Raw genomic sequence first — 21,404 nt, forward strand, 5'->3', positions numbered from 1 at the left:
CAGAGGTTAAAAACCTCTGTTTTTGTTTATTTCAAAATAACTAAGGGTTGAATCTCCACCTGCTGGATGTTGTATTGTTTTTGTTAGCTAGAAGCTAGAAGCTAATATGAGGAGGTTCAATTCTTATGAGATTTTTTGAGATGATCTTTATTGTTTTCAATATTTTGCTAATTGTCTGGATTATGTTTGCCAAGAGCAAACCGCTTCGTGGACTTCTTATTTGTTTCGGTGTGTCCACTATCCTTATGCTGCTGCAGTGGCGCATTGAAGGAATACGCTGGCAGATGATTCCCGCTTATGTGATGACAGTGGTTCCGTTAGCGGCTGCAACGGGTAGATTAATATGCAAGCAGAAGAGTAATGAAGGAGTGATCAAAAAAGCATCTCCTGTAAGATTTATTGCGGTGACAGTACTAGCAATAATATATCCACTCGTGGCCGTGGTGCTGCCGCTCTTATTCCCGGTATTTACCTTCGAGGAGCTGACAGGTCCGTACCAAATTGGAACTATTACGTATGACTGGGTAGATGAACAGCGTGAAGAAACGTTTACAGCTGCTCCTAAAGACAAACGGAGGCTAGTGGTACAGGTTTGGTATCCTGCTGATTCGAAAGCGAAAGGTAAGTCAGTCCCTTACCTATCTGATGGGGATGTTTATGCAGAAGGACTGAGCAAGGCTCAAAATATGCCGAAGTCATTATTTACTACTTTCAATCATGTGAAGACACATGCCATGGAGAATGTAGAGATTTCCAACCGGGAAACGGCATATCCCGTACTCCTGTTCTCCCATGGATTTACGATGTATAAGAACCAAAACACTTTTCAGATCGAACAATTAGTTAGTCAGGGCTATATCGTGGTAGGGATTGAACATACGTATAGCAGTGCGGCAACTGTTTTTGCTGATGGACGTGTGGCCTATTATATGTCGCAAGATAAGGATTCTGCTGACTATTTAGATCAAGCAAATGAGGGGTGGGTTGAGGATGCGAAGTTCACACTTGATCAATTAGAAAAGCTAGCAGAAAACGATCCTGATCAACGTTTCACAGGGCGATTGGATATGGAGAATGTAGGAATGTTCGGTCATTCCTTCGGCGGCGCAACAAGCACCCAGATGCTCATGAGGGACAAGCGAATCAAAGCAGCCATTAATATGGATGGTGCGCTGTATGGTAAGGTCGAGGTACCTGAAGAAGGTTTGCAGAAGCCTTTTTTATTAATGAGTGCTGATCGTTCTTTAACCATTACTCAGCAGATGACAGATCAGAAGCAAGTTAAGATGATGGAACGTGTACTTGCCCGATACGAATATGTAACGGAGGGTGGGAATTACTGGCTGATAATAAATCATAATGACCATGTAGGATTCACCGATTTCTACCTTCTCTCACCGCTATTTGAACGGATGGTAGATGTTGATATACGGAAGGTTCATCGCATGATTAACGACTACTCATTGGATTTCTTCAATCATTATTTAAAACAGCAGTCATTTAAGCTATTGGAACAAAATATTGGTGAGTATCCAGATTATACTCTACATAAAGGGTAAGTTTTGTATAGGATCATTGAGAGCGCTAAGCCCTCAATGATCCGTATGAGAGGATTTTTGATGTTGAAGCTTCCATTGGATGCCTTGATTTAATAGTTGATTTCCTTTATACAGCTGGTGGTATTGTGGGCTGATGATGGCACATAACGTATTGCACCGTTCGAGGTGCTTGGTTTGTGTACTCTCGCAATATTTGACAAAGAGATGGAAGAAGTCTCCTTTAGGTCCCAATTGCTCCGAATTCGCAAACAGCATAGCCATATCATCCACGATGTTCTGTACAATCTTGCTTCCTGGTGAACATTTTTGCTTCCATGCATTATTCAACCGTTTCTGGATATTTTCAAGTTTTTTGGTCCATATAGCCGCATTATATCGGGGCTTATGTATGATACGTGCGAACAGCAATTCGACATTTTTAAGATCCTCTATAAATTGGGAGTCGTTCATGAGATCCTGCAGCTCTTGCCAGGCTGCCGTTTGTTTGGCAGATGTTTTGGGCTGATGGACCACATACTTATTGAAAAAAAATAAAATCGGGTTTCTCCACTCAGGAGGAATCCCGTCAAAAAGGTTCGAGAACTCCATTTTCTCTGTAATGAACTCTTTCTGTTTTTCGATGGATAATGTTTTTTCATGCACGAGATCATAAACATAGCGTAGCGAATTTTCTTGGTGTTGTTTCGCTTGATGTAAAATCGCAATCATATTTGTAAGTGCGGTAACCTGTGCTGTAAGAGATTCAATCTGCCAATCGAGTGCTTTTTCAACTGGTAATTCTCCAGAAATAATTCGGCTAATTTCATCGATGCCATAATCAAGATAGCGTAAGGTTATAGTCAGCTTTAAACGCCATATATCTTCTGCAGAATATAATCGATGTCCTCCTTCTGTGTGACTCGATGGTTGTACTAATCCGATTTCATGGTAGTATCGAACGGTTCTGACCTTAGATCCAATTATTTTGGCCACTTCCCCAATCGTAAAGGTAGCACCTTGATCTCTAGATTCTGAAACATATTGCTTTTGCGAATTCATTCTACTTTTTGAATCCAAAATCACTCACCTCCAATACCTTATTTTACATTCTCCAGTACCTGAAGATTCAAAATGATTATACTATGGGGTAGCTCTCAGATGTTTGATTTACTGCTGGACACTGCTAATGAAAAAATAGTTATTAATTAAGTTTTTCCCATTTCTTCTAGAGAGCCGTTTGAAGCATTACACAAAATACAAGTTACTTCTTACTCATTATTGATGAGATTGGTTATTTACCGATTGATCCGGAAGATGCAAAACTATTTTTCCAGTTAATCGATATGCGTTATGAAAAACGTAGCACTATTTTTACAACAAACGTTAACTTCAAGTTCTGGGACGAAGTGTTCCAGGAGCCTAAATTAGCTAATGCGGTTTTAGATCCTATTTTACATCACGCAATAGTTGTCACAATCGTCGGCAATTCATATCGTTTGAAGTACCACCTAGCACAAGAAGGTGAGTAATTTTATACACAATTAAGTGAGCGTTTTGTACATAGATTAGTTGACATTTGTAGCTTGTTAAACAGTTTTGTTTAACTTGTGTTCAACAATCGGGAGCAATTGTGGAGCAACACTCCTAGGAAATGATCAAACTTTTTTATAAAAGGCTCATATTTAGCTAAAACGAAAAACTCCATTTTGATCAATCTTTTTTCGTAATGGAGTTTTTGCATTTTGTGTTAAATAAGGATTGAACCAAACCAACACCAGAAGTAATAAACAAATAACCAGGCGCTCATATGAAACTGAGTACCTGGTATTTATTGTTTATGTTTATTCGTCATAAGGTCTGTATTAAGCATTGTAATTCTTTTACTGTTTCTTTTATTGCTAAAATTCCCTAAAATCTGAATTGAAAGAAGGATTGGAGAAATTGTTTAGTAAAAATAGATTTGTTCCACAATCGGGCGCTTTTCTGAAATAGGGAAGCGTCTTTCTTCATGGAAAGAGCCATATAATTGAACACCACTTTTAAAAGGTCTGGATATTTATGTTTACATATAGGTGAGATTGTGATGTATCTTTAAAACAAAGTTTAACCGTTTGAAAGAAAGTTGTACCGTTTATAAAAAAGATGAACTGTTTTTGTAGATCTTAGAGGGGTACAGCCAACATTTCGGAAATTTTGTACGCTAAGCAAATTTTAACCTCAAAAAATTGGTTGCTGTACGATAAGAAACCGACTTTTAGGCTGGTTTGTTTAACTATCACACCGTTTAAAAGAAAACTCTATAAAAATTCTTCTTCAATCTCCAATATCTAATGGTTTTCTATCATATTTGAATAGATTTGACAGCAATATAACCCAGAGTAAAAATAGCCTAATGAATAAATAAGAAAATAAGAAAACTTTTTTTGAGAAAAAACTCTTAGACAGTTCGTTGTACTTTATGAAAAAGCTTTTTCAATCACATAAGGAGAAAAGTAAATGAAAAGTTTATCGACAAACTTTATCAGTAGATTAAAAAAACAAAAAGAAGATGCACTTGAGTATATCATTGATGCATATATGCCACTCGTGAAAACCATTGTCACAAAAATTTTACACAATATGAAGAAAACAGATGTTGATGAATGTATCAATGATGTTTTTCTAACTGTTTGGCAAAATGCTCATCAGTTTCAAGGTGATACACAAGACTTTAAAAAATGGATTGGCATGATTACGAAATACAGAGCAATCGATCGATACCGTCAAACTAAAAAGCAAGTCATACATGAACAACCGGACAAACCACTAGAACAGAAAGCAAGTGCTTTACAAACAGAAGTAACTGTTTTGAAACGAGAAGAAAAAAATGCATTGTTATTTGCGATTAGTCAATTGAAGGAAATTGACCGCGATATTTTTATAATGAAATATTATTTGGAGCTTTCAAATAGTGAAATTGCTGACAATCTAGGTCTATCGAAAGCTGCGGTCGATAATCGGTTGTATCGAGGTAAGAAAATACTAGCTACAAATACCAAGTTAAAGGAGTTATTTGCATGAGTATGAAGGAATGGATAGATATAGATATCGATCAACTTGAGTTACTAGACGTAACAGACATCGAAAAGGCACGCGTCAAACAACATGTACTCAAACAACGAAAAAAAGCACCGATTTGGAGTAATATTGCCGTCGCTGCTGTTATCATTGTTGGTGCAAGTACAGCAACAGGTTTTGCATTTCCGTCTCTTGCAGCACAAATTCCATTTATGGATCATGTCATCAATTATTTTAATGACGAAGAGCAACACTATAAAAATTTTGAGGCCTTCTCTACTGATATTGGTCTTGCACAGACGAGTAATGGTATTACGGTCATGATTGATAATGCTGTATATGATGGGACGAATATTACGGTATCCTATGCAATTGAAACCGAGCATCCATTTGGTGAAAATCTCGATACACTTGCACCTCACTGGTTTGATGTAAAGGGGTCAATAGCAAGTGATGGTACGGGTAAAATTACAAAAATTAGCAATACTCGTTATGTTGGGATTGCGACACTTACACCTCACTTCAAAGATGATGTATATCCAGAAACGGTACAGTTAACTTGGGAGCCTACAACATTTACGAATCATGAAGGAGTAGAAGGAAAAGGTGATTGGTCATTCGACTTTTCATTAGATCGTTTAGAAGGAGATATACAGCTCGTGAATGAAACTGTACAGAGGAAAGATATGAACTTTACCTTAAAATCGGTTGAATTCACGGATGTTTCGACAGTTATTGCCTATGAGCAAGTCGTGACAGACGAACTCCTTGAACAATGGCCAAGTGTAACACCAGTATTTCGAGTTTCAGATGATCTCGGCCATGTGTACATGAATGGCACCGGTGGTGGTGGCGTTTCAACTGATAATGGGAAAAACTTTGAAGGAACGACAGCATTCGGTCCAATCCAAGAAGGTGCTAGTCAGCTTATTATCCAACCGGTTGAAATCGCAAGTCTTATGTCTGGTCAAGGTCACACCGAAATCGAACTCGATCCGATTGTCATTGAGTTGAAAAAATAAAATTGATATCACCTGTAGAAGTTGATTAGTTGTCAAGTTTTACAGGGGTGTATTTTTATGGACTTTAAAGGTTTAAACCATTAGATTCTTTTTGACTAAGAATATAGTTAAAGAATGCTGTTCCGTTTGCTTAAATACACTGTTTCATAATCTCTTATTTATCTTAACGTAAATATCCATTTTCCTCTTTCTCAAAAAGATACCATAAACGACGAGTTTTGGAACAAATAATAATATGTGTGCTCTTTTAACTTTGTTCAGCAATCGGGTGCATTTCTTTTATTGTACTTACCCCTGTCAAGTTGACAGCACTAAAAAACACTACACAGCCATCTGGTGTCGATATTCTATCGGCGCTAGATGGTTGAGTCGTTTTTGAAAACGTTTATAGTTGTAAAAGTAGATATATTGCTCAACGGCTTGGATAATTTCTACTTCAGAATTATCCTGTAGTAGATACAAACACTCGGTTTTAAAATGGGAGAAGAATGATTCAATATAGGCATTATCGTGACAGTTCCCTTTACGTGAATGGCTGCCAATCATGCCGAGTTGTTCCACTGTTTGATGATAGTTAATCGATGTGTATTGAAAGCCTTGAACTGAGTGGAGAATACTTCGATACACATTTCTTTTTTCTGTCAATTCTTCAAGCGTATCCATGACCAGTTTTAAATCGTTTCGTTTGCTTATCCTTCAAGCGACAATTTCGTTATTATATAAATTTTGAACCGCAGAAAGATAGAGAAAACCAGTTTTGGTTGGTAAGTACGTAATATCTGTGACGAATACTTCATTTTCTGTACGCTCTTTAAATTGGCGTTCTACGATGTTATCGAATACACGAGATACGTGGTTTTTCCACACACGACGCTTCTTACGGATAATGGACTGAATGCCTAGGTCACTCATTAATCGATAGACTTTTTTGTGATTTACTTTGAAGCCTTTGTCTCTTAAGGCGATTTGCATACGTGTGTAGCCATACATTTTATGTGTTTGGTGAATCGATAAAACGTGCTCCTTTAAAAGGATATCATTCCGTTGACGTAACGATACTTTTCCTGTTTTTTACCAAATTATAATAGCCCGAACGTTGCACTTTAGCCATTTCAGTTAGCCACGTAATCGGGTAACGATTCTTCATCTCATCAATAATTCGGTAACTATCTGGATAAGTTGGCATGCCTCCATTTACAGATGCCGCCATAACATGTGTAGTTTTTTATTGGGATCATTTCTACCTGTAGAAAAATCAGTTTTACAAAAAAGTCATGTGTCACATTCCTTTTTAAAGTCCTTTTTTAAAAGAAGGTTTCCATTCTGACAAATCCTGATAAACAAACGTTATATTGTCACATATTTTATCTGCAACTTCGTACATATGTTTTATATCATTAGCTGTAAATAATACATATCCTTTGCGGTGAGTACTGTCTACAATAGTTGGTATGATGTCACCTTCTTTTACTAAAAGATCAATTAATACGACCTCGGATATGTTAGCTAACCCTTTAAACTTGATTTCTTTTAAGCAACCTGGTTTTGGAATTAAGCTTAAGGACATAGCTTGGCATTTTGAAGGTACACATCTAAATTCATCTATAGTCTTATTAGCTAATGCATCATAATAGTATCCAAATTGAGATATACCGGTTGTTAGTTCTACCATTTTCCAAATATTACCTCCACCTATCCTAACTTGAGACTCTATGATAATTGGCTTATTTTGTTTGTCTAACTTTACTTCTGTATGAGTAATACCATTTTCTAGTTGCATGTCGTCCAAGAATAGCATTACTTTCTCAATGATTAATTTTTTTTGAGATTCATCTATAGGTGCTGGCATAATAGTATAGTTTATTAAAAACGTATCCTCTTTAAATATTTCAGCTGATATGGCTAGTATAGAATGTTTTTTGTTATTAGAAATGGCTTCGACTGTGTAAACTACATCACCTTCAACGTACTCTTCCACTAAAATAGGTAGTTGAATACCGTTATCTTTAATAAATACCTCTACGTTATCTCCAATGCCTAGCTTTGACACCCCTTTACCACCTGCGCCAATCGGAGGTTTTATTATAATACTATCTTTTTTATGCAAAAATTCATTGATTTCTTTTATATTGTTGCAAATTATCGAATCTATCGAATAGTCCTTGCCTACTAGAATTTCACGCATCATGTCTTTATTGCGGGTTATCAAATTAGCGTTGTAAGAAAATCCTTTAACATTAAAAATCTTTCCAATAATGCTTGCCGTATCCAAGGCTAATTCGTTGAAAGATACAACCAGATTAAACGGTTTCTCTTTGAATAATTCTTCAGCATAGTAGACACATAAGGGTATGTTTGTTGTGTCTATTTCTTTTTTATAGAAACACTTTTCTAAGATAGTTCCATCAAAATATATGTGTTTAGTGTAAGACCCTATATACGAAACAGTATACCCCCTGTCTAAAGCATCTTGTATAGGTTTAGTCCATCCTCCTATAAATAAAACGTGTGGTGTATTTTCTATTTCAGTTCCTTTTAATATCTTATCCATCATATTTATCTCCTCTAAATTGAAGTCGTATATTCAATGTTGATTCCTTTTGATATGCCTCGCCTTAATAACACTATTAAACACAATGTTGTTCCGAAACCTCCTATAAATAACGTTGTTTGAAGTCCAAATATAGAAACTAAAAAAGCACTAGCAAAACTTCCTAATGCCCAAGCTCCCCAATTAAGCGTACGCTGTACAGCATTTACTCTGCCCAGCATGTGATTTGGTGAGGCAAGTTGTCGTATGGTTGCAGCGTAAGGACCAAATACACCTTCTCCCATACCATGTATGATACTTGCAGCTACTATACCGAATACGGTTCCCAAATATCCCATTACCGGTATTAAGGACAGACCGATAACTGATACAGTAGCGCTATAAACAAGCATTTTTGTGTTATTAATTTGTTGACTTTTTTTGACGAGTATCGTATTCCCTATTAAAAATCCCAACGCTGCCGAGCCTACAACAAAGCCTATTTCAAGTTCAGATAGATCCATTACCTTATATAGGAATATTACTAAAATACTATTTAGTATGTATTTAAAGAAACCGTAAACAGCACCACAGCTTACAATAGGTTCTAATACAGGGTGGCTTTTAAAATATATTAAACCTTCATATATGTTTATATATATCGATTTTATATTTACGTTTTTTAAAGAGCCTTCTGTTTGCGGTTTAAACCTTGAAATAAATAATATACACACAAAACAAATAAAATACGTTACCGCGTCAACAGTGAATAAGCCTGTTAATCCGACTAGAGTAATTACTATTCCTGCTAGCATAGGACCGATTACTATTGAAAGTGACTCCGAAAGGGCTAGTTGAGCATTTCCTTTTTTTAAGTTGTCTTTATCTGTTACTATTTCTGGTAAGAAAGAAGGAATGGCAATGTTATAAAAAGTCGTAAATATTCCATTTAAAAACATGAGAAACACCAATAAAGGGAACGTTATTATATTTGTTACAGTCAGTATGAATACTGATAAAAATAAAACGCCTTGGCATATACTACAAATTAGCAAAACCTTTTTTCTATGAAGGATGTCTATCAAAGCACCGGCCACTAATCCGAAAATTAGATAAGGTAAGAATATAATCCCACGAAGCAAGGCAGCATTCGCCTCACTTGTTTCTAGGACCTCTAATGCAAAAAGAGGTAATGCTACTACTGTAAACTGGGTACCTAACAAACTAATAGACTGTCCTAGCCAAAGCTTGTAAAAATTAAAATGTTTGTTATTTTTCATAAAATACCTCCATTAATCAATTTCAACACTCATCTTTTGTTCAGCATCCAAAACTCCTCTCTTTTCCTCGATTGCTTTGGTTTTTCTCATGTAATCACCTCCACGGAAAACTAGTATAAACCCAAAATTCATCATTTGTACGGATTTGGGAATATAAGAGCAAGATTACAAAATCAAAAAAAGTAAATTATGATAATAATATTTTAGAGTTATGTATGGCAAAACAGGAGGAATTTCATGACAAAGCATATTAACAACACTGAGGGGATGACTTTATTTTAAAGGTGATTTAAAGGTTTGTATGATTGAGACCTATTATGGTTAGTCCATTAAAGGGCGCATTTCTTTAATAAAGAGATGCGTATTTTTAATTAAGGGCCAGATTGTGGAGGATGGCTTTTACCATTAAGTATTCCATAATTATTTTAAAAATAATAATCTATATTAAATATAAGAGAGGCTGAGACAAAACATTTTAGCTAAAGTAAAACCCGAACAATGGCAAGACACTCATACTGGTGCTTTACCATTGTTCGGGTTTTCTAAATATAGTGCTTAATTTATTTGAAAGTGATTCGGCTTTCGCAAAGAGCTAATTAGTTATATCGCTGCCTCTTTGTGTAGCCAGTTAAGGCAGGTATTTTGTACAAAACCAAAGTCTATTTAGATACAAAATTAATATGTCTTCTTGGGATTGAAATGACCAATGCCTTTTAATTCATAATCAAAAAATTCAAGAATTAATTCATTTTCCATTTCAATACAGTAATAGGAATCGATGTTGGCTTTTCCACCTTGCAGCGTATTTGCAAGTATTGGGGAGAAAAGCTGTAAATCGGTCAAGCTTAAATGTTTTGCCCCTTTAAAATGAGTAGTATATGCTCCTTCGAACTGTCTATTGTTGAGTTTGTTCGCTACATAAACAGGAGTACTATCCAGTTGTCGCCAAACATCATCTGAATAAATGTTAAAAAGTGGGGTTGGGTAGACTTTGCTGCTTGCCACAAAATTATCATCTGCTTTGTTATAAACAAGTTCACTAAAGAAAGGGGCATCGATATTTACTACTGCACTTACATCATCGCGCTCTCTGCTTAGCCAAACGCTTGCGGCACCTCCCATTGAGTGCCCGAACACACCAATTTTCTCTGTATTGATATGTTGATAAAGGGGGTTATTGTCATTTTTTTCTTTTTCAAGGATTGTATCAATGACAAAATTCATATCGTCTACTCGCAGTTTCATCCATTTTTGAATGATATTGTACAGTTCTTCATTCGAGTAAACGCCTTTATTCATATTTTCGACTTCATGGCTAAAACCTGAATTGATCCTAGCTACTGTTCCATCCTCTGAACGAGTAAAGAAGGAATGATAAGGATGATCGATGGAAACGACTACATAACCGTGACTTGCAAGTTCAGTGTAGGTAGAGCTATTGCTATCCTTAATGCCATATGCTCCATGTGAGAACACCAAAAGTGGGTATGTACCATTTCTATTTTTTGGATACCAAAACCCTACGTTCACAAATCTGTGTTGCTCTTTATCCGTAAATTCCTCCATACGGTTTTTATCCGTATATGTGTAAGTAGCGGTTGCAACTTTATATTCACCAGTTACTTTTGGTGATTTATGCTGCGGAAAAACAATTGCAGGTGCAAGTGCAAATACTGTTACAACCATCATTACAATGGATCTCCACACAATTTTAGAAGTTTTATATTTTTTGTTTTCCTTGTTACGGATAAGATAAACTGTCGCATTTACCGCTAATAGGAGAAGCAGTATACCAAGCATTACCCAGCGTAAACTCCACACAATCACAGAGGAAAGTGTGAGTATTACAAATGCAATAAATACAGCAATCCTAATGTAATTCTTTATTTTTCTATGGTATTGCTTTGTTGCCATACTGTAAACTGCAGAAACAATTTCGAAAATCAAAGTGATTATCAATAATAAAGTTCCCATTTTTGTTACTCCTTTTTTTAAATCAATTTTATTAACTCATCATAATAAGCAGCCGAAAAGAAGTATATAGAAAAACGGTAAGTTGCTTCTACAGGTAAATAAGATGCAAAAAAAAAGCGGTAAACTATAAAGTTTACCGTAAAATATTCTGTTGCAGAAAAAACTGCATAATGATTTTATTGACTACTCATTATCATTTTTCTTAAATGTTTTTAGTTTTTCGTTAATTTTTTTGGCTTCATTTATATCATTTTTCCATGACAACAGACGAACTATAATATAGATAACAGCAATTTGCAGTGCAATAATAATTACATCTAATCCACTTTTCACAATCCCAAAAATGCCGCCAAGGGTAATCAATAGAATCTCCAAGGTGAAAAAATGAACAGCAATTTTTAGCCGCATTTTCTTTTCACTTATTTCATTAGGAGAATATAAAATAAATCCTGTTAGTGCACTTGAAAATGAAAACGCAATAATGATATAAATAGACTTTAAATCAAAGGCCATATCGGGATAATATATTTGTCTTAAAATAGTAATAATAATAATTATAGATGCGAAGATAATCAAGAAATCCCTAATGATGTTTTGTACAAATTCGGAAAGTTTCATATATTTATCCCACCTTTTACAATCCAAGCATTTTTTTTAGGACAGGCACATATTGCCTTGATATAACAGCACGTTCCTCATTATCAAGCACTGCCTCAAATCGACCACTAAAGGAAGGATGAACGGACGAAATTTTAGCTATGTTTAGAATGGTTGATTTGGTGGCACGAAAACATTCCTTATCTTTGCATATTTCCTCTAACTCATAAAGCTTATGTTTTACCTCAAAAACGTTATCCTTGCAGTAAAGAAAAACCTTTCCGTCAACTGCCTCAAAATAATAGATATCCCTAAGATTAACACGATGAACTCTATCATTTTGATATCCGAGTATTATGAGGGTTTCAGTTTGTAGTTTACTTACAATTTCATGTATTTCTTCATCTACCTCATGACACCTAATGAGGATTTCTTCTTCCAGTTCTCTACTTATTTCTTCTATTGAAATTTTCAAATTATCACCCACGAAAATTTAAATTATTTCAGGTTTGATGTCCGTTATTCTACTAGCACTATGAAGATTTGGAAATAACAACCTTCAGACCATTATAACACAATCAAATACAATCCTTATTTTCATAAAACCTCATTTTGATATATTATGGCGAACCGTATGGTTATAGTGGTAGGTCTTACATTTGGTACAATTCCAATTACAGAATTTATTTACTCAAGAAAATACAAGTAGCGATTATTAAGTATTCAACAAACCAGCTAATAGTTGTCAATAATTTTCATTAAAAATAATAAAAATATCATGTTATACTAAATTTGTGTATACCAAATAACCGTCCAAATACTTGATTTGGAAAGTTCAGGTCTACTTAGTTAAATTGTTAAATCAAGCTAAGTCTTGGAAAGAAGTTTTGCTTTTTAAAAGTGCATAAATCCAATGTAAGAGTTTGTTTGCACAAACTCTTACTGCTACTCTAAATGGTTTTCCTTCTTCCCATTTTTTATCATAAAACGCCCGTAATTTCTTATTACGAGGAAGGGTTTCATCCGTTGTTTTCTGTTTTTGACAGTCACGAATAGCACATTTAGCAGCCATATACAAAGCTTGTCGTAGTCTGCTAGAGCCTCTTTTGGTTATTCGGTTGTAAGTATCAGATCAATTCCCGGTATCGGAGAAAAAAACTTTTCTAATTGGAAACTTAATAGGCGGCATCGTCATCATCTCTATTACATTTTTGTGTGTTACAGTATTAGGTTTTGAGAAAACTGCAGGAGAGATTTATCCAAGTTATGAATTGACCAAAAAGATTAATATCGGGAATTTTATACAGCGTATTGAGGGATTAATAGCATCACTATGGATTATCACTCTCTATTTTAAGACGACCCTTTATTTTTACGCTGCCGTTTTAGGGATGGCACAAATTCTGAATTTGAAAGATTACCGTCCTTTAACATTACCGTTAGGCATGATTGCTGTTGTCCTTTCTCTCGTGATTTTTCCTAATATCATCTACCAAAAATATTTTGACTTTACAACGGGTAATTCTTTAACATTATCAATCGGACTTTTTTTACCTCTTTTGTTGATAGTCGTATATGCAATACGAAAAAGAACGAAATAGAAATAAACGAATAGATAATTATTTTGAAAAATCTATATATAAGCCTTTAATGTGGATAAAAACATAGATGGACGAATTCCAGGTACTTATTGTACTCCCATGAAAGAACGTAATCATCTTTCATTTTCTGTGGTGTAGTGATAATTTTACACGACATGGATGGCTAACGGGTGCTTTAGTGCAACAAGAGTTTCAAAAATAATCTAACTTTTTATTAAAATTTAATATGCTTCATTAAACAAGAGCATGTTTTGTTCAATATTTTATCAAAACATGCTCTTTAGATTTGTTCTCATATAAAGGTTAATATCGGTAAAATAATCAAACTTTATTAAAAGTCTACATAAAGAAATCGTCATTGCTACACTTCATTTCGGTAAAATTGCAGAAGACTTCCAAGAACTTATTGAATTTACAGACTCAATAGGGCCTAACCCTAAAGTAATGTTAAATTCTTAAAAAGGGAAATTATATAGGAATTTTACTTGTAGATTGCAATATTAAAAAAGAGGTTTTCTTACTGTTTGGTAACAGTTAATAGACGAATATTGGAACTGTATAACATTCCCTGTTCAGTTAACAACTTTATTAGTACTTTCTGAATCATTTAGTTCGAAAATAACGGTTTTATTCTGTATCAGTGCCCAACTTTATTATCATTTAACAAAATGTTGTAGAATGACAACAAAGTTGGGCACTGACATTCGACGATATGTTTTTTTAGCATATGTAATGAATGAGGATAGTGAAATATACAACTTTATAACAAATGAAAATAACTATTTAGGCTTTGCAAATGAAATTATTTATTATACCGGTTTAAATACTGTTTTAGCATTAAAATAGACTATAATATAGCATTAAACCAAAGAGGCTGTGACAGAACTCGATTATTTTAAAAAATAGCGAAAATGGATAATAGTTTTTCCGCCTCACAGAGTTAAATAATCCTTCCTAAATCAAAAAATGCTAGACCATATGTATCTTTGTCTAACATTTTTTCTTTTTGTCCCAGCCTCTTTTTATTCACTTTGAGAGTTAGAGATATATTGTTAATGTTAAAATCTGTAAATATAATTTGTATCAAAGGGCATTCTATAACGGTCGATATAAAAGAAGATATACTAAAAGAGCAACCATATCTAACACTTGGTTCTAGTACGCAGGAACTTTGGGAAATGACATTACAACAGGATTGTATAGTCGCTTTTTGATATTAAATATAAGCCAATTGAATATTTTTCTTTATTTACTATCAGACTCTATTTTTGCTGATCATTTAAAATTTTGAGATATAAGCCATTATTGGTGAATTTGAAATAAATAATTTATTAGTGATTTAAAAAATTCAAAAATGACTTATTTGTTGAATATATTTCTTTATTGCGTGCATGCTATAAAAGGTTATTTGCAGGTGTATGGAAATCAAAATTTCAATCATTACAAAACTTAAGACAAGCAACAATAACAATATACTATGATGGAACTGCGGGAATCCCTCCATAGATGTAGAAATAGGAGCAATTATTATTTTTTATCCTAATTATTGAAAAGTAGTTAATCAAACAAACAAACAAAAACCAAATCTTGAATTTTTAGATATAATTATTAAAATTCTCCGATTCCCATTCATGAATAGCATGCTGATCTGTTTCTAAAACCTTCTCCATATAAATGATAGTCGTTTCTATCTTTTCATGACCGAGGGATTTCATAATTTTATATTTAACCTGAATTGTTAACACTGATAAAATAAGCTCAAACCCTTGATATGATTGGAATTGGGTTTGTTTTTTTATTTTATTATTGGCACTGAAACTGCAACTAACCTTAAACAAGTAGTAGTAGAGTTCGACGGTAAAGTTGATCCTTCTACAGCTGGTGAAAAAGGTAACTATACTCTTACAGGTACTAACTCTCCTGAAGTTGATTCAGTAATTGTTGCAGAAGATGGTCGCTCTGTAACTTTAAATGTTGTTACAAACCTTGAGAACCAAGCTGAATACAAATTAGCTGTAAATAACATTAAAGCTGGCGATAAAGTTATCAATGCTAAAGATTTAAAATTCAAGCCTCTTGACAACACAGTGCCAACTGTAGCTAAAGTTGAAGCTTTAGGTAACAAAACTATTCGCGTACACTTCAGCGAACCAGTAAAATCAGCTACAACTTCACAATTCAAAATTGATGGTAAAGTAGTTGTAGGTAATATCTCAACGAAATTAAACACTGTAATCATTAAATTATCTTCTGCTTTAACAGATGGAGAACACACTCTAACTGCAGAAGGTACTCAAGATTACAACAACTTCAAAACAGTTCAAGCTGATACTAAATTCAACGTTGTTGAAGATAAAACTGCTCCAACTGTAGCTTCAGTTGTAAGTGCTTCATTTGAGAAAGTAGTTCTTAAATTCTCTGAGCCTGTAGAGCAAGTGTTTGCTTCAAACGTCTACTGGATGCAAGGTGGAGCTAAAAAACAAGCTGCATCTGTAAAACAACTTACTGATGATACTTATGAATTCACATTTAATGGTGACAATAAACTTGTTTACACAACAGATTTATATGTTACTAATGTAAAAGATTACTCTGGTAACGTAATTGATAAAGATACAAAAGTTCAAGTAACTCCTGTAGTCGATCTAACTCGTCCAGAAGTAATTAGTGCAGGTATTAATAAAGATAACAACAAGCAAGTTGTTATTAAATTTACAAAATCACTAGATACAGATACAGCTAAGAAAGCTGCTAACTATGTGATTAAAGATAAAGATGGCAAAACACAACCAATTTCAACAACTGTTGATGTATCAAAAGATAAAGAAGTAACACTTACTTTATTAGGTAATATTAAAGATAACGCTGATTATACATTATCTATAACTGGTGTAGCTGATAACACTACGATGAAAAATGTAATGCTACCATACACTACAACTTTATCAGTTAAAGATGTAACACCACCAAAATTTGAAGGTGCTACTCTTCTAAATAAAAACCAAATTTTTGTTTCATTTAATGAAGTAATGGCTACAAGTGGAGACGGTTCAATCGTTGAGACTGATAAATATGAGATTACTGATTCAAAAGGTAACAAATTAAAAATCACAGGATTCGATGTAACTCAAGATGCAAAAGGTGTTATTCTTACATTAAATGAAACTATTACTGACCATAACGGTTATAAAGTAAAAGTATCTCTAGTTAAAGATTTAGCTGGAAATCACTTAGAAGGATACACTAAAACACATGATTTAGGAAAACAAGGCGATACTACGATCGATACTGTTAAAGCCACTGCTAAAGATAAAGTTGAAGTAGTGTTCACTAACGCAATTCAATCATTAAATCAAGGTGATTTCAAAATTGAAGGTTATGATATCGCTCATCATGAAATCTCTTCTAATGGTAAAACAGTAACTTTCACATTAAAAACTGATTTAAAAGAACATGTGAATGGTGAAACTCTTAAATTAGAAGTTAAAGATCCATCAACTGTTGATGTATTAGGTAAAAAAATCGCACCTATTTCAAAAACAATCACTGACAAAATCAAAGCAACTGTCAAAGAAATTACAAAAGTTGAAGGTTCAGACACTAAAATCAAAATTACTTTCAACGAAGCAGTACAAGTTACAGATATTGATGCTGCAAAAAATGATTTCATAGTACTTGATAATTTAGATGATGAAGCTAAAGTTGCTCTAATTGACGTAAAATCTGATGCTGATGATACATCTATTATCTTAACTTTAGCAAAACCACTAGTTTCTGCTACAGTTTCTTCTGCAAAAGAAGTTCGTTACGTTAAAGACAAGGCAGCAGTGGCAAATACGATTGCTGACATCGAAAAAACTACTGTAGAATTAGGTAAAGTGGATACTGCAGTTGCTTCTGTAATATCAAAAATTGCAAATGCAACTTCGATTATTGAAGTTGAAGCTGCTAGAGCAGATTTTGAAGCTTTAACAACTGCTCAAAAAGATTTAGTAACAAACGTATCACTACTTGAAACTAAAGAAGAAGGTTTAGTAGGACTTGAAGCTGCTAAAATTACTAAAACAGCTCTTGAGAATCCAGCATTAGTAACTGGTGAAAACGTAAAAACTAGAGCTCAAAATTTAGTTGCTGCAGGTTTCATTGTAACAATTGAAAATTCAGCTAATACTGCTATTGCAAATACTACTGGTGAAGTTACTCATCCAGCATCACCAGCAGCTGATGCTACAGGTAATGTAGTATTTAAAGTTGCTAAATATGGTAAAGAAAAAACTGTAACAATTGACCTTACAGTTGCTGCTCAATAATTAGGGAATGTTTGGCACCCAAAAAATATTGTAAATAGAAGAAAAGTACTGTGGAGAGATACTCTCTATAGTACTTTTCTTTTTTTATGGTTGCGCTATTAAATTTAGGAACTCACTATAGACGCAGACGCAATCCTTTAGTGGCAATTGAAGGATTGACTGTTAAACCGATCGCTCTTATACATGGATAGTAAAAACCTAAGAAAATCAATATGAGGGTTGGAAGTATGGAATGTTTGAAGTATTATAGTTAGCCGTTTGGACTTTGTATGGCAATATATGTGAAGGTTGGAACTAGCAGAAGCGTAGGATCTAGAGTAGATTTATAAAAAACTTATTTCTAGAATTTGTTTCTTTCCAAAGTTAAATTCAGAGGCAATCATATTATATGATAGTCTCTTATTTTATTTTGTATCTACTCTATGAAAGAAAGTAAACTTAAGAAAGAAAAATTCCCAGTTTAGTTAATATAGAGTGATACTTTGTAATGTTTATTATATTTCTTAATCAATGTAATCTGATTTTTAATACAAACCTTTTCTTAATAAACCAATAAATAAGCAATAGCAAACTCTTAAAAGTTTAACTTCTAAGTATTTAATGCTTGAATAACTTTAATGAAAAAAGGAGATGGATAAGTAAAAATCAGGTAGGTTAAATATGGAATTTTATAAAGAAAAAGAAATATTTTGCTACAGTTGTCGTAAAAGAAATAAATTTACTTATAGAGATATGAATAGAAAGAATGGGGTAGACATTCATTGTAGTGAATGTTCTGGGATTTGGTTCGAATGGCAAAATAGAGCTGTTGAGAGGGAGATGTAAAAGTGGATTGAATATAATAAACATCTTATCAAATGACTAATAGGTTGTTTATCAATATTTAATCGAGAAGTTTATATTAGAAGCTCTGTAAAGAAAGTATGTTGCTTTGAAATAAAATTTGAGCAAAATACCTTGCAAACCTTTATTTTGCGTTAAAGTAAGAAGAATCCCTTTTGAAAAAAGATTGATTGATCAAAAGGGATTCTTCTTTTGAGTTTTTTAGTTTGGTTTTTATAAAAAAGTTTGATCATTTTCTACCTACATTACTCCATAAACGCGCTCGATTGTTGTATAAGCCCATCTTTTCTTTATAGCAACAATCCTTGAGAAAACAGCCAAAAAAAGAGCAAGATTCACTGCGATTTTACAAATGCCTTTTTTTCGTATAGATTGTTGCTTCCGAAAAAGTTTCTGAAAATATTATCGAAGTAAAGATAAAAAAGCAGCAGCATAAATTATCACACCAATACCAATTATTGCCAACCCCATACTAATCAGTCTCCAATGGCCCGATTCTTTTTGCATCTCCTTATAACATTTTGTCGTCAAAAATGCACCAGTCATCATTATGACCACACAAGCCGTATACGAAAGAATTCCTCCACCATCAATCTTACTTTGAGCGATGATTCGCATCGCTATATAGTTTATAAAAGACACAACTGAAAAAAGAGATGTTTCCTTCTTTTCTAATTTTCTATCTTTCTTTTTTGACACTATACACCATTTTTTACATCTTCTTGAGATACATATTGCTCAACAATAGCTTCTACTTGTCCTGCATATTCTTTTCGAAATTTGACTGCATAAAACACTATGTATACTTCATTATTTTTTTCGAGCGGAGTCTTTCGGACGGCTGCCTTAAAATATCTTTGATGCCTAGTTCAAACGGAACGCTTTTTCTATCTAAGTGTTCGATAATTGCCTGGACAGTATCTTCTGAATGACCAACTAATATTTTCTTTTTAAACAAACTCAGCACCTCTTATGAAACAAGTTAAATACCCTTAATTATACTATTTCATTAGACCTTTCCAATGATCCAAAATATAACAATATCTTTTAAATATCTAATGCTTTCATTTAGCAGCATTCTTCGAAAAAGGCTATTTTCTTAAAGATTATTGTTATTCAGCTAACGTGGCCGGTTAGTTGAAGAGTGTTGTTTAACTTGTTGTTCAAAAATCGGGCCGTACTCTTGAGGAACGTTTAATTATAGGAAACAATTACCATAAATTTTGGTTCTCTATATTGAGATTATGAATAATTGTATTTAAAGCAAAAGGGAAATTTAAGGGTTATAGAAAAACACTTCGAGGTGAGTAAAGAAGTGGAGATTATGGTGAAGTTCCAATAAAGTGTACAGGTGTTGCAATTGTTCTATTAAAAAAGAGTATAAAGTACTGTTATTGAAAAGGTCTACATCTGTTTTAAAAAATGTTTGGTGTTATATTGGCGGAGGTATCGAGGAAGGGGAATTGCTTGAGAGTCTGCTGTAAGAGAGATCAAAGAAGAAACTGGTATTACAAAGGTTTTATTATATACTCCTAATAAATTTGTTCAAATATATTCACCAAAAGAAAATTATATTTATGTTGCACCTGTATTTGTTGGATATGTTGAAGAACAACAAGAAGTTACATTAAATTACGAACACAGCGAATATAAATGGTTATCGTTTAAAGAGGCAATTGCCGTGGTTTCTTTACCTGGAAATGATGATGTCTTAATGTCTATTGAAAAACATTTTGTCATGAGAAATCCTTCCGAATATTTGCGTATAGAAAACTAATGCACATTAGTATTATTACATGACATAAATAAAAATATATGGAGGTATAGTTATGTGGATAATATTAGGGATTATTGCAATAGTAGCAACACTTATAAATCTTTATATGTATGTAGCAGGAAAGGATTATAAGCTTGCTATGGCGATAGGATTATCATTTACAGCATTAACACTTTGTTCAGAATACAGTCTTGTATCAGGGTGGGTAAAAGAGGAAGATTGGCCAGCTCTATTGGATGTAGTACCTAATATGGAAAAGGCATTATGATTTGTGACAATTTTTTTATATTACTAAATATAACTCCTATAATTGACGGAATGTTGAATAATTTTGCCTCTAAATTAAATAACTTTATGGGTAAAAGGCTAGTTAATATATCACCGTTAGTCAGAAGTATAAAATGAAATTTAATATTTGTAAGAAGCTTTAGATAGCTGAGAAAAAGGAATGATAGCTATTAATCGCTCAGCTTATTAGCGATCAACGTCTAAATTATACCTTTTTATAACATTGAAAATATGGAAAATTATATATGTAATGTGATAAATTATTCCTAGAGGTGAATAAAGATTATGGATAAACGTAAAGAATAGCAATAAGAAGTCATGACATTACAATAGATTTAGGCAATAAAAAGTACCAGAGTTTGAGATGTTAACAGAAATCGGAAATATGGTTAAATTCGCATTAAATATCCGAGGGCTTCCGATGATTGAATACCAAACTTTAAAGTTAGCAGCATATCATTTCTTAGATATTCTTACGTACATGTGTAGTGTATAGTGGAATATCTTGCAGAGATTGAATTTCTTAAAATATCATCGGAAGGAAAGAACGAAAAAGCGGTTAAATAATTTCTATTTTACTTGTGAAA

At 33.6% G+C, this 21,404-nt stretch carries 15 protein-coding genes and 4 pseudogenes; 8 read left to right on the plus strand and 11 right to left on the minus strand.

Features of this window, described 5'->3' with window-relative positions; all coding sequences use genetic code 11:
• Positions 1–284 precede the first annotated feature (284 nt).
• Positions 285–1,559 carry an alpha/beta hydrolase family protein gene (locus tag MKY46_RS03135; RefSeq protein WP_340833758.1) on the plus strand — a complete coding sequence of 425 codons (1,275 nt, stop codon included), beginning with the start codon at positions 285–287 and terminating at the stop codon, positions 1,557–1,559.
• A gap of 33 nt (positions 1,560–1,592) precedes the next feature.
• Here the strand turns inward: MKY46_RS03135 and MKY46_RS03140 are convergent, their stop codons facing one another.
• Positions 1,593–2,615, minus strand: a complete 1,023-nt coding sequence (locus tag MKY46_RS03140; protein WP_340833759.1) for a MerR family transcriptional regulator — start codon at positions 2,613–2,615, stop codon at positions 1,593–1,595.
• Between the two features lie 148 nt (positions 2,616–2,763).
• Between MKY46_RS03140 and MKY46_RS03145 the strand changes: the two are divergent.
• From MKY46_RS03145 to MKY46_RS03155, 3 genes and pseudogenes are all read left to right on the plus strand, one after another.
• Positions 2,764–3,067 (plus strand): annotated as a pseudogene (locus MKY46_RS03145) (ATP-binding protein); the annotation flags it as partial.
• A 967-nt stretch (positions 3,068–4,034) separates the two neighbouring features.
• Positions 4,035–4,598, plus strand: coding sequence for a sigma-70 family RNA polymerase sigma factor (locus tag MKY46_RS03150; RefSeq protein WP_340833761.1), 564 nt, complete (start codon positions 4,035–4,037; stop codon positions 4,596–4,598).
• Entirely contained in the window at positions 4,595–5,617 is a 1,023-nt protein-coding gene (locus MKY46_RS03155) for a DUF4179 domain-containing protein (protein WP_340833762.1), read from the plus strand. The genes MKY46_RS03150 and MKY46_RS03155 overlap by 4 nt, the downstream gene beginning before the upstream one ends.
• A 321-nt stretch (positions 5,618–5,938) precedes the next feature.
• Here the strand turns inward: MKY46_RS03155 and MKY46_RS03160 are convergent, their stop codons facing one another.
• From MKY46_RS03160 to MKY46_RS03200, 9 genes and pseudogenes are all read right to left on the minus strand, one after another.
• A complete protein-coding gene (locus MKY46_RS03160; protein WP_340833763.1) occupies positions 5,939–6,262 on the minus strand; it encodes an IS3 family transposase in 324 nt (107 codons plus the stop codon).
• Between the two features lie 51 nt (positions 6,263–6,313).
• Positions 6,314–6,607: an IS3 family transposase gene (locus MKY46_RS03165; RefSeq protein ID WP_340833764.1), complete on the minus strand. Its 294-nt coding sequence runs from the start codon at positions 6,605–6,607 to the stop codon at positions 6,314–6,316.
• Between the two features lie 46 nt (positions 6,608–6,653).
• Positions 6,654–6,803, minus strand: coding sequence for a hypothetical protein (locus MKY46_RS03170; RefSeq protein WP_340833765.1), 150 nt, complete (start codon positions 6,801–6,803; stop codon positions 6,654–6,656).
• Between the two features lie 105 nt (positions 6,804–6,908).
• Positions 6,909–8,168, minus strand: a complete 1,260-nt coding sequence (locus MKY46_RS03175) for an ATP-grasp domain-containing protein (RefSeq protein ID WP_340833766.1) — start codon at positions 8,166–8,168, stop codon at positions 6,909–6,911.
• Between the two features lie 14 nt (positions 8,169–8,182).
• The gene (locus tag MKY46_RS03180) at positions 8,183–9,427 is read right to left on the minus strand and encodes an MFS transporter (protein WP_340833767.1); all 1,245 of its coding nucleotides are present in this window, start codon (positions 9,425–9,427) and stop codon (positions 8,183–8,185) included.
• 675 nt (positions 9,428–10,102) lie between these two features.
• The gene (locus tag MKY46_RS03185) at positions 10,103–11,401 is read right to left on the minus strand and encodes an alpha/beta hydrolase family protein (protein ID WP_340833768.1); all 1,299 of its coding nucleotides are present in this window, start codon (positions 11,399–11,401) and stop codon (positions 10,103–10,105) included.
• 183 nt (positions 11,402–11,584) lie between these two features.
• Positions 11,585–12,019 carry a DUF3021 family protein gene (locus tag MKY46_RS03190; RefSeq protein WP_340833769.1) on the minus strand — a complete coding sequence of 145 codons (435 nt, stop codon included), beginning with the start codon at positions 12,017–12,019 and terminating at the stop codon, positions 11,585–11,587.
• A gap of 16 nt (positions 12,020–12,035) precedes the next feature.
• Complete coding sequence (locus tag MKY46_RS03195; protein ID WP_340833770.1) at positions 12,036–12,473, minus strand: LytTR family DNA-binding domain-containing protein; 438 nt, start codon at positions 12,471–12,473, stop codon at positions 12,036–12,038.
• Positions 12,474–12,860: 387 nt separating this feature from the next.
• Positions 12,861–13,124, minus strand: a pseudogene (locus MKY46_RS03200) (transposase); the annotation flags it as partial.
• A 37-nt stretch (positions 13,125–13,161) separates the two neighbouring features.
• Between MKY46_RS03200 and MKY46_RS03205 the strand changes: the two are divergent.
• Positions 13,162–13,599: pseudogene (locus tag MKY46_RS03205) on the plus strand (GerAB/ArcD/ProY family transporter); the annotation flags it as partial.
• Positions 13,600–15,386: 1,787 nt separating this feature from the next.
• Positions 15,387–17,909 (plus strand): Ig-like domain-containing protein, encoded by a 2,523-nt coding sequence (locus tag MKY46_RS03210; RefSeq protein WP_340833771.1) that lies wholly within the window; start codon positions 15,387–15,389, stop codon positions 17,907–17,909.
• Positions 17,910–19,154: 1,245 nt separating this feature from the next.
• Here MKY46_RS03210 and MKY46_RS03215 read toward each other — a convergent pair.
• Positions 19,155–19,451 (minus strand): hypothetical protein, encoded by a 297-nt coding sequence (locus MKY46_RS03215; RefSeq protein WP_340833772.1) that lies wholly within the window; start codon positions 19,449–19,451, stop codon positions 19,155–19,157.
• An 808-nt stretch (positions 19,452–20,259) separates the two neighbouring features.
• Here MKY46_RS03215 and MKY46_RS03220 point away from each other — a divergent pair.
• Both MKY46_RS03220 and MKY46_RS03225 read left to right on the plus strand, forming a co-directional pair.
• Positions 20,260–20,529 (plus strand): hypothetical protein, encoded by a 270-nt coding sequence (locus tag MKY46_RS03220; RefSeq protein ID WP_340835626.1) that lies wholly within the window; start codon positions 20,260–20,262, stop codon positions 20,527–20,529.
• A gap of 52 nt (positions 20,530–20,581) precedes the next feature.
• Positions 20,582–20,841: pseudogene (locus MKY46_RS03225) on the plus strand (hypothetical protein); the annotation flags it as partial.
• Between the last annotated feature and the right edge of the window lie 563 nt (positions 20,842–21,404).

The organism is Lysinibacillus sp. FSL M8-0355 (assembly GCF_038008985.1).
Taxonomy (GTDB): domain Bacteria; phylum Bacillota; class Bacilli; order Bacillales_A; family Planococcaceae; genus Lysinibacillus; species Lysinibacillus fusiformis_D.

Excerpts from the sequence above, each read along its gene's own strand:
- MKY46_RS03165 (WP_340833764.1), bottom strand. The coding sequence starts at position 6,607 with ATGTATGGCTACACACGTATGCAAATCGCCTTAAGAGACAAAGGCTTC.
- MKY46_RS03155 (WP_340833762.1), top strand. The coding sequence starts at position 4,595 with ATGAGTATGAAGGAATGGATAGATATAGATATCGATCAACTTGAGTTA.
- MKY46_RS03185 (WP_340833768.1), bottom strand. The coding sequence starts at position 11,401 with ATGGGAACTTTATTATTGATAATCACTTTGATTTTCGAAATTGTTTCT.
- MKY46_RS03190 (WP_340833769.1), bottom strand. The coding sequence starts at position 12,019 with ATGAAACTTTCCGAATTTGTACAAAACATCATTAGGGATTTCTTGATT.
- MKY46_RS03170 (WP_340833765.1), bottom strand. The coding sequence starts at position 6,803 with ATGCCAACTTATCCAGATAGTTACCGAATTATTGATGAGATGAAGAAT.
- MKY46_RS03175 (WP_340833766.1), bottom strand. The coding sequence starts at position 8,168 with ATGGATAAGATATTAAAAGGAACTGAAATAGAAAATACACCACACGTT.
- MKY46_RS03135 (WP_340833758.1), top strand. The coding sequence starts at position 285 with ATGATTCCCGCTTATGTGATGACAGTGGTTCCGTTAGCGGCTGCAACG.
- MKY46_RS03150 (WP_340833761.1), top strand. The coding sequence starts at position 4,035 with ATGAAAAGTTTATCGACAAACTTTATCAGTAGATTAAAAAAACAAAAA.
- MKY46_RS03180 (WP_340833767.1), bottom strand. The coding sequence starts at position 9,427 with ATGAAAAATAACAAACATTTTAATTTTTACAAGCTTTGGCTAGGACAG.